Origin of the sequence: Azospirillum sp. A26 (assembly GCF_042604635.1) — a bacterium.
GTDB classification, from domain to species: domain Bacteria; phylum Pseudomonadota; class Alphaproteobacteria; order Azospirillales; family Azospirillaceae; genus Azospirillum; species Azospirillum palustre.
Genome location: NZ_CP170472.1, coordinates 918,324 through 934,783, shown reverse-complemented (window position 1 = coordinate 934,783; position 16,460 = coordinate 918,324). Strand labels below are relative to the sequence as shown.

14 protein-coding genes are annotated in these 16,460 nt (G+C 68.0%); 7 read left to right on the top strand and 7 right to left on the bottom strand.

Annotation, left to right across the window (positions count from 1 at the left end; all coding sequences use genetic code 11):
• Positions 1 to 7: 7 nt before the first annotated feature.
• The 3 genes from ABNQ39_RS04945 to ABNQ39_RS04935 are packed head-to-tail and all read left to right on the top strand — an operon-like array spanning position 8 to position 2,684.
• Complete coding sequence (locus ABNQ39_RS04945; protein WP_376959311.1) at positions 8 to 256, top strand: YnbE family lipoprotein; 249 nt, start codon at positions 8 to 10, stop codon at positions 254 to 256.
• The gene (locus tag ABNQ39_RS04940) at positions 256 to 624 is read left to right on the top strand and encodes a YdbL family protein (protein WP_376959310.1); all 369 of its coding nucleotides are present in this window, start codon (positions 256 to 258) and stop codon (positions 622 to 624) included. The genes ABNQ39_RS04945 and ABNQ39_RS04940 overlap by 1 nt, the downstream gene beginning before the upstream one ends.
• Entirely contained in the window at positions 621 to 2,684 is a 2,064-nt protein-coding gene (locus ABNQ39_RS04935) for an O-linked N-acetylglucosamine transferase family protein (RefSeq protein WP_376959309.1), read from the top strand. The genes ABNQ39_RS04940 and ABNQ39_RS04935 overlap by 4 nt, the downstream gene beginning before the upstream one ends.
• Here the strand turns inward: ABNQ39_RS04935 and ABNQ39_RS04930 are convergent.
• The 6 genes from ABNQ39_RS04930 to ABNQ39_RS04905 all read right to left on the bottom strand — a co-directional run bounded on the left by ABNQ39_RS04930 (position 2,675) and on the right by ABNQ39_RS04905 (position 11,248).
• Entirely contained in the window at positions 2,675 to 3,400 is a 726-nt protein-coding gene (locus tag ABNQ39_RS04930; protein ID WP_376959308.1) for a hypothetical protein, read from the bottom strand. The two genes, ABNQ39_RS04935 and ABNQ39_RS04930, sit on opposite strands and share 10 nt — an antisense overlap.
• Positions 3,401 to 3,511: 111 nt before the next feature.
• The gene (locus ABNQ39_RS04925) at positions 3,512 to 5,911 is read right to left on the bottom strand and encodes an LPS-assembly protein LptD (RefSeq protein WP_376959307.1); all 2,400 of its coding nucleotides are present in this window, start codon (positions 5,909 to 5,911) and stop codon (positions 3,512 to 3,514) included.
• Between the two features lie 155 nt (positions 5,912 to 6,066).
• On the bottom strand, positions 6,067 to 7,488 hold the full coding sequence (locus ABNQ39_RS04920) for a homospermidine synthase (protein ID WP_376959306.1): 1,422 nt from the start codon (positions 7,486 to 7,488) through the stop codon (positions 6,067 to 6,069).
• A gap of 143 nt (positions 7,489 to 7,631) precedes the next feature.
• Complete coding sequence (locus ABNQ39_RS04915; protein ID WP_376959304.1) at positions 7,632 to 8,918, bottom strand: type III PLP-dependent enzyme; 1,287 nt, start codon at positions 8,916 to 8,918, stop codon at positions 7,632 to 7,634.
• A gap of 436 nt (positions 8,919 to 9,354) precedes the next feature.
• On the bottom strand, positions 9,355 to 9,918 hold the full coding sequence (locus ABNQ39_RS04910; protein WP_376959302.1) for a 1,2-dihydroxy-3-keto-5-methylthiopentene dioxygenase: 564 nt from the start codon (positions 9,916 to 9,918) through the stop codon (positions 9,355 to 9,357).
• A gap of 121 nt (positions 9,919 to 10,039) precedes the next feature.
• A complete protein-coding gene (locus ABNQ39_RS04905; protein ID WP_376959300.1) occupies positions 10,040 to 11,248 on the bottom strand; it encodes an MFS transporter in 1,209 nt (402 codons plus the stop codon).
• A 240-nt stretch (positions 11,249 to 11,488) separates the two neighbouring features.
• On the opposite strand from ABNQ39_RS04905, the gene serS reads away from it, so the two are divergent.
• Genes serS through ABNQ39_RS04885 form a run of 4 tightly spaced genes read left to right on the top strand, consistent with a single transcriptional unit; the run spans position 11,489 to position 15,466 of the window.
• On the top strand, positions 11,489 to 12,760 hold the full coding sequence (gene serS, locus ABNQ39_RS04900) for a serine--tRNA ligase (RefSeq protein WP_376959298.1): 1,272 nt from the start codon (positions 11,489 to 11,491) through the stop codon (positions 12,758 to 12,760).
• Entirely contained in the window at positions 12,760 to 13,542 is a 783-nt protein-coding gene (gene surE, locus ABNQ39_RS04895; protein ID WP_376959296.1) for a 5'/3'-nucleotidase SurE, read from the top strand. The genes serS and surE overlap by 1 nt, the downstream gene beginning before the upstream one ends.
• On the top strand, positions 13,539 to 14,192 hold the full coding sequence (locus ABNQ39_RS04890; protein WP_376959295.1) for a protein-L-isoaspartate(D-aspartate) O-methyltransferase: 654 nt from the start codon (positions 13,539 to 13,541) through the stop codon (positions 14,190 to 14,192). The genes surE and ABNQ39_RS04890 overlap by 4 nt, the downstream gene beginning before the upstream one ends.
• Positions 14,189 to 15,466 (top strand): peptidoglycan DD-metalloendopeptidase family protein, encoded by a 1,278-nt coding sequence (locus tag ABNQ39_RS04885; RefSeq protein WP_376959294.1) that lies wholly within the window; start codon positions 14,189 to 14,191, stop codon positions 15,464 to 15,466. Before ABNQ39_RS04890 ends, ABNQ39_RS04885 begins: the two co-directional genes overlap by 4 nt.
• On the opposite strand, the gene ABNQ39_RS04880 is transcribed toward ABNQ39_RS04885, so the two are convergent.
• On the bottom strand, positions 15,423 to 16,304 hold the full coding sequence (locus ABNQ39_RS04880) for an ATP-binding protein (RefSeq protein WP_376959293.1): 882 nt from the start codon (positions 16,302 to 16,304) through the stop codon (positions 15,423 to 15,425). The two genes, ABNQ39_RS04885 and ABNQ39_RS04880, sit on opposite strands and share 44 nt — an antisense overlap.
• Positions 16,305 to 16,460 lie beyond the last annotated feature (156 nt).

The following is a 16,460-nucleotide window of genomic DNA, read 5'->3' as shown; positions in this document are numbered from 1 at the left end:
TCGCCACATGGTTACCAGACTTTCCCACACAGGCCTGACGGCTGCCCTGCTGATCTCCGCCGCCGTTGCCGCCTGCGCCCCGACGGTGAAGATCGAGGCGCCCGACAAGCCCATCGAGATCAACCTGAATGTCCGGATCGAGCAGGAGGTGAGGGTCAAGCTGGAGCGCGACGTCGACGACGCGATCCGCAACGACCCCGCCCTGTTCGGTCTTCCCACCGACACCGCGCCTTCTTCGACGAAGGGGAAGAAGTGATGACGAGAAGCCCCATCAGTCGCCGGCACTTCAACCGGCTCGCCCTGTCCACCCTGGCTGCCGGACTGCTGGCGGTCGCGATGCCGCAGCTGGCGCTGGCCCAGGATGCGCTGGCCGCCGCCAAGGCCGCCGGTCAGCTGGGCGAGCGCCCGGACGGGATGGTCGGCGTGGTTCCGGGCGCGCCCGCCTCCGCCCAGGCACTGGCGCAGCAGGTGAACGCCCAGCGCCTGGCCCGCTATCAGGAGATCGCCAAGGGCAACGGCACGGCGCTGGACAAGGTCCAGGCGGTTGCCGGCCAGCAGTTGATCGAGCGCACCCCGGCCGGACAGTTCGTGATGACCGCCGCGGGCGAGTGGCAGCGCAAGTGACCTCGTCGCCGCCGATCCTTAAAGAACTCGGAAAGGGGGGCGGCAAGGGCGCCATCGCCGACCTGCGCCGCCGCCTTGCCGCCAAGGCGGGCGACGCGGCGTTGCTGTCGGCCCTGTTCGCCGCACTCGACACGCTGGGGCAGGCCGGCACGCCGGAGGAGGCGGTCGCCCGCTCCAACCTCGGCGAGGCGTTGCGGCGTCAGGGCCGCCTTGCGGAGGCGGAGGCGCATCACCGCAAGGCGCTGGATTGGCTGCCCGATTTCGGCGGCAATCATTACAATTGGGGTGTGACCCTGCAGGCGCTCGGCCGTCTGGCGGAGGCCGCCGCGGCCTATGGCGAAGCCGCCCGGCTGATGCCCGACTTCGCGCCGGCGCCCTGCAACCAGGGTGTCCTGCTGCGCGAGCTTGGCCGGCTGGACGAGGCAGGGGCAGCCCTGCGCCGGGCGTTGGAGCTTGACCACGCGCTGGTGCCGGCCCGGCTGGCCCTGGCCGCCCTGCACCGCGACCGCGGCGACCTGGACCGAGCTGCCGCGGGCTTTCGCGTCAGCCTGTGCCTGCGGCCGGATCTGGCGGAAGGACAGGCCAACCTCGCCCTTGCGTTGAAGGAACGCGGCCAGCGCGGCGGCCCGGCGGCGGATGCAGCTGCAAGCATCGTCGGTTTCGACCGCGCGCTGCGCATCGGCCTCCCCGATGCCGGTGGCGTTCTGGCGCAGCTGGTACAGCAGCGTCGCCATCTCTGCCGCTGGGCTGGGCTGGCAGCCTTGTCCGCCCGGCTGGTGGATCTAGTGCGGGAAGGGCGGACGCAGCAGGCTCACCCCTGGATCTTCCTGGGGGAGGGAGCGGGGCCGGCGCTGGAGCGCGCCTGCGCCGAGCGCTATTCCGGCTGGAAGACGCGGGGCATCCGGCCCGGCTTTCCGAAGCGCACCGACCGCGGCGCCAAGCTGCGGATCGGTTATCTCTCCGCCGATTTCCATGAGCATGCCACCGCGGTGCTGATCGCCGAGCTGATCGAACGGCACGACCGCGACCGCTTCGAGATCATCGGCTGCTCCTACGGCCCCGACGATGGCGGGCCGTTGCGCAAGCGGCTGGTCGCCGGGTTCGACCGGCTTCTCGACCTGTCGGCCCTGACCGACGAGGCCGCAGCCCGGCTGATCCATGAGGCAGGCGTCGACATCCTGGTCGATCTGAAAGGCCACACCCAGAACGCCCGCCCGGGCATCGCCGCATACCGGCCGGCGCCGGTTCAGGCGCAGTGGCTCGGCTATCCGGGCACGCTGGGCAGCACGGCAATCGACTACGTCATCGCCGACGCGGTGGTGGCGCCTGCCGATCACCAGCGTTTCTACTGCGAGCGCATCGTCCATCTGCCCGACAGCTACCAGCCGAACGACAGGCAACGCCCCATTGGGCCGACACCGGGCCGCGCCGACTGCGGGCTGCCGGCCGACGGCTTCGTCTTCTGCGCCTTCAACGCGCCCTACAAGATCGGACCGGACCTGTTCGGTCGCTGGTGCCGGATTCTGCAACGCGTGCCGGGATCGGTCCTGTGGCTGCTGGACGGGCCGGCCGAGGTCGCCGCCAACCTGCGGGTTGCGGCTGCGGAGCGCGGTGTCGCGCCGGAACGCCTGATCTTCGCTCCGCGCCTTCCGGGACCGGCGCATCTGGCGCGCCACCGGCTGGCCGACCTGTTCCTCGATTCAGCCCCGGTCGGCGCCCATACCACGGCGAGCGACGCGTTGTGGGCCGGGCTGCCGGTGCTGACGGTTCCCGGCCGGTCCTTTGCCGGGCGGGTCGCCGCCAGCCTGCTGCGCGCGGTCGGTTTGCCCGAACTGGCGGTGGCGGACTGGGATGCCTATGAGGCGACGGCGCAGCGGCTGGCGGAACAGCCTGCCGAGCTGGCCGCTCTGAAGCTGCGGCTGGAGCGGGCCTGCGCCACCGCTCCGCTGTTCGACACCGACCGGTTCGCCCGTTCCATCGAATCGGCGTTCACGACCATGTGGGACATCCACGCGGCCGGGGAGCCGCCGCGTGGATTCGCCGTTCCGCCTCAGGGATAGGCGCAGCGGTCGGCGGTCACCTCGACGAAGGAGCGCTGGGCCGCGGCGATGGTGAAGCGGTATTCGCTGTTGTCGACCACCAGCGACTGGTGCAGAGGCAGAACGCCGCTGACCGTGGTGCCCTTGCCGCCCATGCCGTTGATGCGGATCGTCACCGGCTGGCCCGGATCGAACCAGCTTTCGGCGTTGCCTTGCGGGTTGTGTGCCGATTGCCCCTCGCCGGTGACCGTGACGGTTCCGTTGCCGAAGGTGACGCCGCGCGCGCCGCCCTTCAGCAGCGGGGTGCTCAGCGTGAAGCGCTTAGTGTCGGTCGGCTGGCAGTTGCGCGGAACCTGGGCCTGCGAGATGACAAAGGCGAGGCGGTTGGCGTCCAGCCCGCTTTTCAGCCGCTCCCCAACCAGCTGGCTCAGCTTGGCGAGATCGCCGGTCGGCACCTCGCGCTGAAGGCGGCCTTCCAGTTCGGCAGCGCGCGCCTCGGCGGTGCGGGCGGCGTGCTGCATCTGGCTGGCCAGCAGCTCCAGCTCCGCCTTCTGCCGCGACAGCGTGGCGATCTCCTCGCGCAGGGTCACGTCGCGGCCCTTCAGCTGCTCGATTCCCATCTGGTAGGAGAAAAGCCCGACCCCCAGCACGAGTGCCGCCAGCAGCATGAACTTGATCACGCCGGCCCGCATGCGTTTGCGGTACCGTCTTTCGTAGTCGTAACGTCCCAGGGTCATGATCTCGGTCGTGGCGGGCTGTCTCGTCGGACCTTTATGGCTAATGGCAACGGCCAGGGGATGCAACCCCCTGGCCGTTGGTTTGTGCCGTCTTTACCCGAGGAAAGGCGATTACTGGTTGGCCGACCCGCCACCCAGGAAGCCGGCATTGATGCCCGGGCTCTTGAACTCGCCGACATTCTTGAAGACCAGACGGAAGAAGATGGTGTTGCCATCCTTCTCGCCGGTGGTGCTGATCGTGTAGTCGCGCCGGGCGATGGTCTGGAACAGAAGGCATTCGTCGCCATAGGTCAGCACGGCGAGGCTGGAGCGCGGACCCGGCTGCGGTTCCATCGCCTGGGTATGGGCGATGCCGATGTTCCAGCGATCGGTGAACTGCGAGGAAACGCCGAAGTTCGCCTGCTCCACCCGGTTGCGGGTGACCGCGGTGCGGGAGGTCGTCTGGTCGACATAGGTGTAGGAGGTCGACACACGCAGCAGCGGCACGCCGGCTGAGGCGTTCAACGAGTGGCGGCGCGGACGGAAGGTCTCGTGATCGACGCGGAAGCCGTAATTGACGTCCAGCCAGTCGGCGGGCTGCAGATCCAGGCGGCCGACATAATCGGAAACCCGCTCCTCCAGGCCCGAATCGCCGGAGAAACCGGCGCTGCTGTCGCTCAGGCGAATGCTCTGGCCCAGGAACAGGCTGGCCGACCCCTGGGTGTTGCCGTAGATCGCTCCACGCAAGCCGTAGGTGAAGCGCATGCCGTCGTCCAGCCGGTCGATGCCGGTGAAACGGTTGGGCTGCAATAGGTTCACATCGTCGAACTCGACGTCCAGGCTGTCCTCGTTCGGGAAGAGGCGGCCGTTCGGCAGCTTCGGCGCGAAGGTCAGTTGGCCGATGGGCTCAATCAGCTGGGACGAGCTTTCGCCATAGCGGACGAAGGGATAGCGGACGGTGGCCTGCCCCTGCGGGAAGAAGCGGAAACGGCTGATGGTGTCGTCGCCGCGGACCGTCGGGTCGTTGTAGTTGAATTGCTGCGCCTTGTAGCCGGCGACCAGCACGCTGCCCGACAGGGTCGTCACGAAACCGGCGTTGGAGACGATGTTGCGCTCCCACCCCGGCTGGACCGTGACGCGCTGGGTGTCGGGGCCGGCGTTCCGGAAGCGCGACACCGCCAGCAGGCTCGTATCGAACGACCAGCGGCCCCCCAGCAGGCTGCCTGGCTCACCCAGCGCGTTGTACTGCGCATAGGGCAGGGTGACGGGTTCCGGAATCGGGTTGCCGTACCGCATGTCCTGGAAGCTGTAGCCGGTGATTGCCGCATAGTTCCGGCCGTGGAAGCCTTCGACGAAGGCCTTGCTGGTCAGGTAATCCTCGCGGAAATCGTAATAGCGCCGCAGGAAGGTCGGGTCGCTGGCCCGCTTGATGTCGAAGCCGGCGCGCCACGTCTCGTCGATGTCGAACAGACCGCGCGCCGCGACATAGCCGCGGGTGCGCGTTTCCTTCGGCACGATGGTGGTGTTGGCAACGTCGCCGCGGGTGATGGCACCTTCCAATTCCAGCCGGCCGCTCTCGAACCGCTTGCGGTACTGACCGCCGAGCAGGGGCCCCTGCTGCGAGTAGTAATGCAGGTCGAAGGTGGCGTCCTGGTCCGGCGCGATGTCCCAGTAATAATGGGTCTTGAGGATCGCGCCGAGATTGGAGCTGTTGCCGAAGGACGGCGTCAGGAACCCGCTCTTGCGGTCCACCGACGGATCGGGGTGCGACAGATAGGGCGTGTAGGCGACCGGGATGCCGAAGATCTCCATCGTCGCGTCGCGATAGCGGACCTCGTGCTCCTCGTTGTCGTGCACGATGCGCACGGCGCGGATCTGCCACAGCGGCGGACGGGTCGGGTCTTCCTTGCACAGGTCGCAAGGGCTGTAGACGCCGCGGTTGACGCGCGTCAGACGGCCCTCGCGCCGCTCACCCTCGTTGCCGGCCATACGGCCGTTGTCGGTCATCAGGACGCGGATGTTCTCGATGAACACGTCCTTCAGATCGTCGGTCAGCTCGGCGTAATCGGCGAAGACGATGTCGCCCGACGGCTCCACCAGCCGGATCTTGCCGGTGGCGGTGACGACCTTGGTCTTCTGGTTGTAGGTGATCTTGTCGGCGTGGACGCTGCGCTTGCCCTGGGCCAGCTCGACATTGCCACTGGCGGTGACAATGCTGTTCACCTCGTCGAAGGTGACCTGATCGGCCGTCAGCAGGACGGGGTCCTGTTTCGATTCGGTGCCGCTCGCGCCGGCCTGGGCGGCCGGAGCGGCGGGCTTGCTGCCCGGAAGCGGTCCGTCGGCCGGCTTGGGAGTCGGCTTTGGCGTCAGCGCCTGCTTGGCCGGCGTCTGGGCGTTGGCCGCATCCGGAAGGGCCAGATCCAGGGCGGCGACCCCACACGCCACCATCAGCCCGACGATGCCGGAGCGCAGGATGGGGTTGGTGACGGTCGGAGCTTTGGCGCGGGCGCGCCGGGAGACGTGCTTGGGCATGTCGGAACGATTGGGGGAAGCGAAAGCCCAAGTCAACGGTTTCAAGACCCTTCCGCGGGCAATGTCACCGTGTCGCCGTCCCCCCTGTGGCAGCGCTGCCGCAGCCGCCGTGCCGGAACCGGCTCCGGGGGCTGCGGTGCTTCATCCAACGTCTCTCAATTCACCCGGAAGTTCTTGAACTGCCAGGGATCGTCCTCGTCGATGTCTTCCGGGAACAGGACATTGCGGTCCTGCAGCGGAGTCCAGTCGCCATAGGCGCCGACAACCTCGCCGAGATAGGGGGTGGCGATGTCCAGCACCCGGCGGAAGTCGACCTCGTCCGGTTCCACCAACCCCCGATTCGGGTTCTCCAGCGTCCAGACGATGCCGCCGAGAACGGTGGAGGTCACCTGCATCGAGGTGGCGTTGTTGTAGGGCGCCAGCGAGCGCGCCGTGTCGATGTCCAGCCGCGAGCCGAACCAGTAGGCGCCCTTGGGATGGCCCATCAGCAGGACGCCCAGCTCGTCCATGCCGCCGGTGATCTCATGCATCATCAGCCGCTGCTCGGCCTGCATGTTGTAATTCTTGCCGGCCAGTTCGTGCAGCGACATCACCCCGTCGTCGCAGGGGTGATAGGCATAGTGGCAGGTCGGCCGGTAGACGACGCGGTCGCCGTCGCGCACCGTGAAATAGTCGGAGATCGAGATCGCCTCGCTGTGGGTGATGAGGAAGCCGTGGAACGGCCCCTCCAGCGGGGTCCAGGTGCGCACGCGCGTCGCCGCGCCGGGGCGCATCAGGTAGATGGCGGCGTCGCAGCCGAATTCGTGCCGGCGACCGTCGGGCGGCAAGTCCTTCTCGTGCGTGCCCCAGCCCAGCTCGGCCGGCTGGCAGCCTTCGCTGACGAAGCCGTCGATCGACCAGGTGTTGACGAACTCGCCGATCCGCTTGGGCTGGTTCGACACCTGGGTGTCGCGCTCGGCCACATGGATGGTCTTGATGCCAAGCCTCTGCGCCAGCCGGCCCCAGCCGTCGCGGTCGGTCGGGACATCGGTTTCCACGCCGGTGTCGGCGGCGATGTTCAGCAGTGCCTGCTTGACGAAATGCGACACCAGACCCGGATTCGCCCCATGGGTGATCAACGCGGTCGGGCCGCCTTCGTAACGGCTGCGCAGCGCCAGCGCCGATTCGCGCAGCGCATAGTTGGAGCGCAGCGACGGCGACAGGCTGGAATCGGTGTAGCCGCCCGCCCACGGTTCGGTGCAGGTGTCGGTGTAGAAGGCGCCGACCCGCTGGCAGAACTCGATCAACGCAAGCGACGAGACGTCGACCGACAGATTGACCAGGAAATCGCCCTTGTCGATCAGCGGCTTCAGAACCTGGAAGAAATTGTCGTTGTCGAGCGGGTTGTTGTGGAAGGCGACGCCGTAAAGCTCCGCTTCCTCGCGCCCGCGCTCCTCGGCGGTGACGATGGTGATTCGGTCGGCCGTAAGTCCGTCGATGTGACGGAGAAGCAGCGGCAAGACACCCTGGCCAATCGAACCGAATCCAACGATGACCATGCGGCCTGTGAACGTGCAGAGCTTCGTGTCCAGGGCCATGATTTTTTGTCTCCCCGAGGTAGTTTAGGCCGACGACATAAGCCGGCGCTCCCGCCCACTTCGGAGAAGCGGAAACGGGACGCGCCGGGCAACTGAATGTTACGGATGTCTTTACGCTTTATCCACAGAAACCGGCTTCGCCTTCAGGCAGCGCAGGAGCGAAGCTCATAACCGGGAGTGGCGAGCAGGGGGGCGTCCGACACCTCGACGACGCGCGCCTGGTCGAAGCCGTTGAAGGCCGTGCGCAGGCAGGAGCCATAGGCGCCGAGCTGGCCCAGCTCGATCCAGTCTCCGGCCTTCACGTCGGCCGGCAGGTGGAACGGGCCGGCCATCTTGTCGGCGCTGTCGCAGGTCGGGCCGTAGAAGCTGAAGGCCTCATCCCCGGCATCGGTCATCGCCTCGAACGGGCGGATCAGGCGCGCCGGAAAGCGGAAACCGGGAACGCCGGCGTCCGACAGCGCGCCATAGACGCCGTCATTGATGAACAGCTCGTCGCCGCGCCGCTTCACCACCTGAACGACCAGCGAGACGCCGGGGGCGACCAGCGCGCGGCCGGGCTCGCACCACAGGCGGCAGTGCGCCGGCAGGTCGATGGCGGCAACGCCGCGGGCGATGGCGGCCATGAAGTCGCCGAGCGGCGGCGGGGTGACGCCCGGATAGGACACCGGGAAACCGCCGCCGACATCCAAAACGTCGAGGTCGACGCCGCTCTCGGCGATGACATAGCCGGCCAGCGCGATGGCGCGCTCATAGGCTGACGGATCCAGCATCTGCGAGCCGACATGGAAGGACAGCCCGACCTTCGCCGCCGCCGCCGCACGGGCGGCGCGCAGCAGATCCACCGCATCGGTGATGGCGGCGCCGAACTTGCCGGACAGGTCGTAGACGGCGTTGCCCTTCGGCAGCGACAGCCGCACGACGAGGCCGAGGTCGGCGGCGCCGTCCGTCTCCTCCAGGATCTTGTCCAGCTCTTCCCGGCTGTCGAGCACGAAGTCGCGGACGCCATACTGGTGGTAGGCGTTGCGGATCGCCTGACGGCCCTTGACCGGGTGCATGTAATGCAGGACGGCGTCCGGGAACATCTGACGGATCAGGCGGATCTCACCGGGGGAGGCAACGTCGAAATGGCGCACGCCGCCGGCCCACAGGGCGCGCAGCACCGCCGGCTCGGGGTTGCACTTCACGGCATAGAGCACGTCGCCGCCACGGGCGACCGCATCGGTCGCCCCGGCGAAAGCCTTCAGGAAGCTGTCGGCGGTGTCGGCCAGCACGCCGGGACGGATGCAGTGCATCGGCTCTTCCGGGCGGTGCAGCGCGACGGCCTGCACCACGGTAGAGCGGCGGCCGGTGGACAGGGAAACGGCGCTGCTGTCGTTCAGGCCGACGCGGCGCAGCGGGGTGACGGCGGAACGGGAACGCAGGAAACCCATGGCGCACTCCTATCCCCGGACGGCGGCGCGCAGGCCGGTCCGGTGAGCAGACGGCAATCCCCGGCCGCGTCACGAACCGGCCAGCACAGGACTGGGCGCGGGTGGCGCAGCGGAATCGGGGATTGATCGGATTTTGGAAGGGGGGAGACGGAAAAAGCCGGTGCGAGCAGCGGCCCCGGGCTGTGAAGCTCCAGGCAACAGCGCGTCGTTTACCGGCTAAAGGGCTACCGTCTCACAGCCCCACCGTGGGCAGCGTACATACTGACCTCCCTCTCGGGACCGACCCACTGGAATGGTCGGTTCTGCCAAAAAGGACGCGGTACGTCGTAGCATAACCACAGAGGGCCATAGGCACGTGCGGGTGCGTCGTGCCGATTGATTTACGCTTTTCCGTCCGTGATTCAAGTGAATTTTTTGAGGCGGGAATGGGGCGGATTCAGGCCGCCTGTGCAGTTTCCGGCTCGAAGGGCGGGAAGCGCGCGGCGATGGCGTCGCCGGTCAGGGTGGCCACCCAACCGTCGGGGCGGCCGAAGAAACGGATGGTGGTGAAGCGCGGCTTCGGCCCCATGTCGAACCAGTGCGGCGTGCCGGCGGGAATGCTCAGCAGGTCGCCGGCCTCGCACACCACGCGGAAGACGCGGGCCTTCAGGTGGATGTAGAAGGCACCGGCTCCCTCGACGAAGAATCGCGCCTCGTCCTCGTCATGGGTGTGTTCGTCCAGGAACTTGGCACGCAGGGCGGCGATACCGTCCGTCTGCGGGGTGACGCGGACGACATCCGCCGTGAGGAAGCGGCGCGCCTGCTTCAGCCGCTCGATGGGGACAGCATAGGCGTGCAGCACGGCGTCTGCGTCGCTATCGGCGGGGAGGGGCGTATCGGCGTTCCAGCGCTCGTAGAGAATACCGGCATGGGCGAGATGAGCCGCGATCAGGGCCGCATCGGAGGTGCGGAGTTCCGGCCGGCGGGCATCGCTCTCCAGATATACGGTTAGATCGCTCACCGCGCGCACTCCCGCCGAATGGACACGCACACCGTGAAGTGCCGACCGGCGCAGCGCAATAAGCCGAATCGCAGCCGCGACCGTTCGCCGCGCATCGGCGGCCGTACCCGCAGCTCGACCGTCAGCGGCTGCGTTGCAGGCCGACCGTCACCCCCACCGCGACCGCCAGCAGAAGGCCGACGAAGGCCGCCACCCCGGTCCAGCCATAGCCGTGCCAGAACAGCCCGCCGAGCGTCCCGGCGAGCGTCGAGCCCAGATAATAGCAGAACAGATAGATGGAGGAGGCTTGGCCGCGCGCCACCGCGGCGCGGCGGCCGATCCAGGCCGACACGATGGAATGGGCGCCGAAGAAGGCGAATGTGAACAGGGCGATGCCGGAAGCGATGGCGAACAGGCTGTCGATCTCCATCAGGGCCAGCCCGGCCACCATCAGCGTCACCGCCGCGGCCAGCGTGCGATTGGAGCCGAAACGGCCCGACCAGCCGCCGAACAGCGGCGAACTGACGACGCCGAAGCTGTAGACCAGAAACACCGCGCCGACGATGGCCGGCCGCAGTTCGAAGGGCGGCTCGCTCAGGCGGAAGCCGATATAATTGAAGACGGTTACGAAGCCGCCCATCAGCAGGAAACCGAGCGAGAAGAGCCCGAGCAGAGACGGATCGGTCAGCAGTCCGCGCCAAGCCCGCACCAGCGCCGGCAGCCCGGCGGCGCGACGGACGAAATGGCGTGACGGGGGCAGGGCGAACCAGACCGTGACGGCGGCTGCAACCGCCAGCGCACCGACCACCCCGACCGCCAGCCGCCAGCTGCCGAGATCGGTGAGGACGGCGGTCAGCACCCGGCCGGACATGCCGCCGATGGCCGTGCCGCCGATATAAAGCCCCATGGCGACCCCGGCCGATTTTGGATCGACCTCTTCGGAGACGTAGGCCATCGCCACCGCGGGCAGGCCGCTCAGCGCCAGCCCCTCCAGCGCCCGCACCGCCAGGAAGCCATGCCAGCCCGGCATCAGCGCGCCGACGATCCCGAGAATGCCGGCGCCGAGCAGGGCCGCGACCATCACCGGCTTGCGGCCGATGCCGTCGGAAATGGCACCGGCCACCAGCAGCGCCACAGCCAGGATGCCGGTCGTCAGGGAAAGCGACAGGCTCGATTCCGCCGGCGTCACCCCGAACTCCCGCACGAAGTCGGGCAGCAGCGGCTGAACGCAGTAGAGCGTGGCGAAGGTGGAGAAGCCGGCGACGAACAGGATGCGGCTGGCACGACGATAGGCGGGCGTTCCGGCCTGCAGATAGGGGGCCTCGCCACCGGTCTCGATCTCGTCGCGCACGCGCCAGGCTCCTGCTTCGATCCTTGGCGCCGCTGGTTGCGGCGCAACACGGACATTGCCCTGCCGTGCCTGTCCATTCCAACCATTGCCGGGGCGCAGCCGCCATGCCGTCCGCGCAAGTCCGCTGGAAGCCGCCTTCATATCCTTATCAGGAGAGGTGTGGACATGGCCTCGCACTGGACCTTGGCGGGGTCGCGCCGTATAACCAGTGCCCCACACAATTCGTTGATTGTTCGAGCCATGCACGACCTTCGCGCCATCCGTGAGAATCCCGAAGCCTTCGACCGCGGCCTTGGCCGCCGGGGACTGGCGCCGATGTCGTCCTCCGTGCTCGACCTCGACAGCCGCCGCCGCGCCGCGCAGACCCAGATGCAGGAGATGCAGGCCCGCCGGAACGAGGCGGCGAAGGAAGTCGGCCTCGCCAAGCGCGAAGGGCGCGATGCCCAGCCGATCCTGGACGAGATGGCGACCCTGAAGGACCGCCTGCCCCAGGTGGAGGAGGAGGAACGCGCGCTCGGCGCCGAACTCGATGCCATCCTGGCGGGCATTCCCAACATCCCGGCCGACGATGTGCCGGACGGGCCGGACGAGACCGCCAATGTCGAGGTCCGCCGCTGGGGCACGCCGGCCGACATCGCCAACCCCAAGCAGCATTACGAGCTGGGCGAAGCGCTCGGCCTGATGGATTTCGAGGCGGCGGCCCGCATGTCGGGCGCCCGCTTCACCGTGCTGAAGGGCGGGCTGGCCCGCCTTGAGCGCGCGCTCGCCGACTTCATGCTGGACATCCACACCAGCGAGCACGGCTTCACCGAGATCGCCCCGCCGCTGATGGTGCGCGACACCGCCCTGTTCGGCACCGGCCAGCTGCCGAAGTTCGAGGAGGATCTGTTCAAGACCACCTCGTCCGACCATTACCTGATCCCGACCAGCGAGGTGCCGCTGACCAATCTGGTCAACGACCAGATCGTGGCGTCGGAGGAACTGCCGCTGCGCTACACCGCGCTGACCCCCTGTTTCCGGGCGGAAGCAGGGTCGGCCGGGCGCGACACCCGCGGCATGATCCGCCAGCACCAGTTCTGGAAGGTGGAGATGGTCGCCATCACCGCGCCGGAACAGTCGGAGGACGAGCACCAGCGCATGACCCGCTGTGCCGAGACGATCCTGGAGCGGCTTGGCCTGCCTTACCGCACCATCGTGCTGTGCACCGGCGACATGGGCTTCTCCTCGCGCAAGACCTACGACGTCGAGGTGTGGCTGCCGGGCCAGAACGCCTACCGCGAGATCTCCAGCATTTCCAATTGCGGCGATTTCCAGGCCCGGCGGATGAAAGCCCGTTGCCGGGCCAAGGGCGAGAAGCAAACTCAATTCGTGCACACCCTCAATGGATCGGGTGTGGCGGTCGGGCGCTGCCTGATCGCGGTTCTGGAGAATTACCAGCAGCCCGACGGTTCGATCCTGGTTCCTGAAGCGCTCCGCCCCTACATGCGCGGAGTGGAGAGGATTTCCATCTGATGTTCGACCTGCCGCTCGACCTGTCCCGGACCCGGATCCTCGTCACCAACGACGACGGCATCCATGCCCAGGGATTGAAGGTCCTGGAAGCCATCGCGCACGAGCTGTCCGACGACGTCTGGGTCGTGGCGCCGGAGATGGAGCAGTCGGCGGCCAGCCATTCGCTGACCATCAACCGGCCGTTGCGCCTGCGCAAGCTGGATGACCGCCGCTTCACCGTCGACGGCACGCCGACCGACTGCGTGCTGCTGGCGGTCAACCATGTGATGAAGGACGCCCGTCCGACGCTGGTTCTGTCCGGCGTCAACCAGGGCTCCAACATCGGCGAGGACGTGACCTATTCCGGCACCATCGCCGCGGCGATGGAGGCGACGCTGCTGAACGTGCCGGCCATCGCCATGAGCCAGCATTACGAGCCGGGCCAGCCGATCGACTGGTCCGCCGCCGCTGCCCATGGCGCCGACGTCGTCCGAAAGGCGGTGACGGTGGCCTGGCCGAAGAACGTGCTGCTGAACGTCAACTTCCCGGCCCGCCCGGCCGCGGAGGTGACGGGCATCCAGGTGGTGCGCCACGGAAAGCGCAAGATCGGCGACGAGCTGTTCGAGCGTGTCGACCCGCGCGGCAAGCCATACATCTGGATCGGCACGCTGCGCGGCGAAGCCGACGTGGCGGACGACACCGACATCCATGTCGTCTTCAACGGCGGCATCTCGGTGACGCCCGTCTATCTCGACCTCACCCATACGCCGACGTTGCAGACGTTGAGGCAGGCCTTCGTGTGACATACAACCCGCGCAAGATCCGCTTGCTGATGGCCCTTCGCGGGGCCGGCGTCACCGACACGCACGTGTTGGCGGCCATCGAGCGGATCCCGCGCGAGCTGTTCGTCCCGGAGGCCTTCCAGGACCGGGCGTGGGAGGACACGGCGCTGCCGATCGATCAGGGTCAGACCATCAGCCAGCCGCTGGTGGTCGGCCTGATGACCCAGGCGCTGGAGCTGCTCCCGCGACATCTTGTCCTGGAGGTCGGTACCGGTTCCGGCTATCAGGCGGCGGTGCTGTCGCGGCTTTGCCGCCGCGTCTTCACCATCGAGCGGCTGAAGCCGCTTCTGCGTGAGGCGGAGGGGCGATTCAGGGCGCTCGACATCGGCAACATCACCACGCGGCTCGGCGACGGGACGCGGGGCTGGCCGGAGCAGGCGCCCTTCGCCCGTATACTGGTCACAGCCGCCGGTGGGCCGGAGCCGCCAAAAGACTTGACGGATCAACTCGCCATTGATGGTGTCTTGGTCATTCCGTTGGGGACCGATCACCGCGACCAGAAGGTCGTGCGTTTCCGGCGCTCCGAAGCTGGCCTTATCCGGGAGGACCTGTGGCCCGTCCGTTTCGTTCCGCTGCTGTCCGACCCGCCGCAATCGGTCCGTTCCGCATGAAACCCGCATTTTCCAAGCGCGTCCTGCCCGCCCTGGTCCTGTCCACCGCCGTCCTGGCGCTCGGTGCCTGCGAACGGGTGGGGGGGCTTGCCCCCTTCACCACGGTTTCCGAGGTGCCGGATTCGGCCGGCGGCGCCATCAGCGTGCAGAAGGGCGACAGCGCCTACAGCCTGTCGCGCCGCTACAATGTGCCGCTGCGCGACCTGATCGAGGCGAACAAGCTGGCTCCGCCCTACCGGCTGGAAGTCGGGCAGCGTCTGGTGCTGCCGACCTCGCGCCAGTACATCGTGCAGAAGGGCGACAGCCTCTACAGCATCTCCCGGATGCACAATGTCGACGTCAGCGAACTGAGCCGGCTGAACAACCTGACCCCGCCCTATGCGGTGCAGGTCGGCCAGCCCCTGCGCCTACCGGGCAGCAATGACAGCAACGGAACCATGGTCGCCTCCGGGGTCGCCTCCAGCGGCGCCGTGTCGCTGACGCCGCAGGGTTCGCCCGCCGGTCGCGGGTCGGTGCAGGCGGCCGAGCTTCCGCCGCCCGGCGCGTCCTCCTCCGGCTCCGTATCCTCCGGCGGCATCGCGGCAACACCGCTGCCGCCGCCGTCGAAGCCGGGAGCCGCGCCGGAACCGGCCGCGGCTCCCCCTGCCGCAACCGGCGATACCGCCTATCAGCCGGGTCAGGGGCCGACCATGCTGCGTCCGCCCGGCAGCAAGCCGGCGGCAACGCCCATTCCGGCGCCAACCGCTCAACCCGCTCCGCCCGCCGCCGCTCCGCAGCAGGAGGTTGCCGCCGCCGCGCCGCCGCCGAAGCCGGAACCGAAGGCCGAGGTCGGCGCCCCGCCGCCGCGCGGCGGCGCCCGCTTCTTGTGGCCGGTGAAGGGCAAGCTGATTTCCGGCTATGGGCCGAAGCCGGACGGTCTGCACAATGACGGGCTGAACATCGCAGCCGCAAAGGGGACCGCCGTGGTCGCCGCCGACAACGGTGTGGTCGCCTATGCCGGCAACGAGCTGCGCGGCTTCGGCAACCTGCTGCTGCTGAAGCATTCCGACGGCTGGATCACCGCCTACGCCCACCTCGACAAGATCGAGGTGGAGCGCGGCGCGTCGGTGAAGCGGGGGCAGGTGATCGCCCGGGTCGGCCAGACCGGCGGCGTGTCCTCGCCCCAGCTGCATTTCGAGCTGCGCAAGGGCAGCCAGGCCGTCGATCCGAGCGACCAGATGGACCGCAAGGTCAGCGAAGGGACTTCCCGAGGCGGCCAGCCAAGTCCTGGATGAACTGCCAGGCCACCCGGCCAGACCGGCTTCCGCGCGTGACCGACCATTCGACGGCCTCGGCGCGCAGCCGGTCCTCCGGGATCTCCAGGCCGAAATGGCGGACATAGCCCTCGATCATCGCGAAATAGGTGTCCTGGTCGCAGTTGTGGAAACCCAGCCAGAGGCCGAAGCGGTCCGACAGCGACACCTTTTCCTCCACCGCTTCCGCCGGGTTGATGGCGGTCGACCGCTCGTTCTCGATCATGTCGCGCGGCATCAGGTGCCGGCGGTTGGAGGTGGCGTAGAACACCACATTGTCCGGCCGCCCCTCGATGCCGCCGTCCAGCACCGCCTTCAGCGACTTGTAATGGGCGTCGTCATGGTCGAAGGACAGATCGTCGCAGAACAGGATGAAGCGGCGGGCCTCGCCCTTCAGCCGGGTCAGCAGGCGGGGCAGGGTGGGGATGTCCTCGCGGTGGATTTCCACCAGCGCCAGTTCGCCCGGCCGCTCCGTGCAGATGGCGGCGTGGGCGGCCTTGACCAGCGAGCTTTTGCCGGTGCCGCGGGCGCCCCACAGCAGGGCGTTGTTGGCCGGCAGGCCGGCGGCGAAGCGGCGGGTGTTGTCCAGCAGGATCTCGCGCTGCCGCTCGATGCCCTGAAGAAGCATGATGTCGACGCGGTTGACCACCGGAACCCCTTCCAGCCGGTCGGGATCGGGATGCCAGACGAAGGCGTCGGCCGCACCGAAGTCCAGCGGCCGGTCCGGCGGCGGGGCGAGACGTTCCAGCGCCTCGGCGATGCGGGTCAGCAAGGGGAAAAGCGCCTGATCGGCACCGGACTTTTCGATGGAGTGCGACATAATTTTCCGGAAATTTTTTCTGGATGTTCCATGGAAAGTGGGTGCCCGCGCAGCCATCTTTCCGACGCCTTCGCACCGTAACACAGCAAGGCAAGCACACAAGCCGTGGTGCGCCCGCGGATTGTGGCGCATCACCATTGCATCCCGGTCATGGGC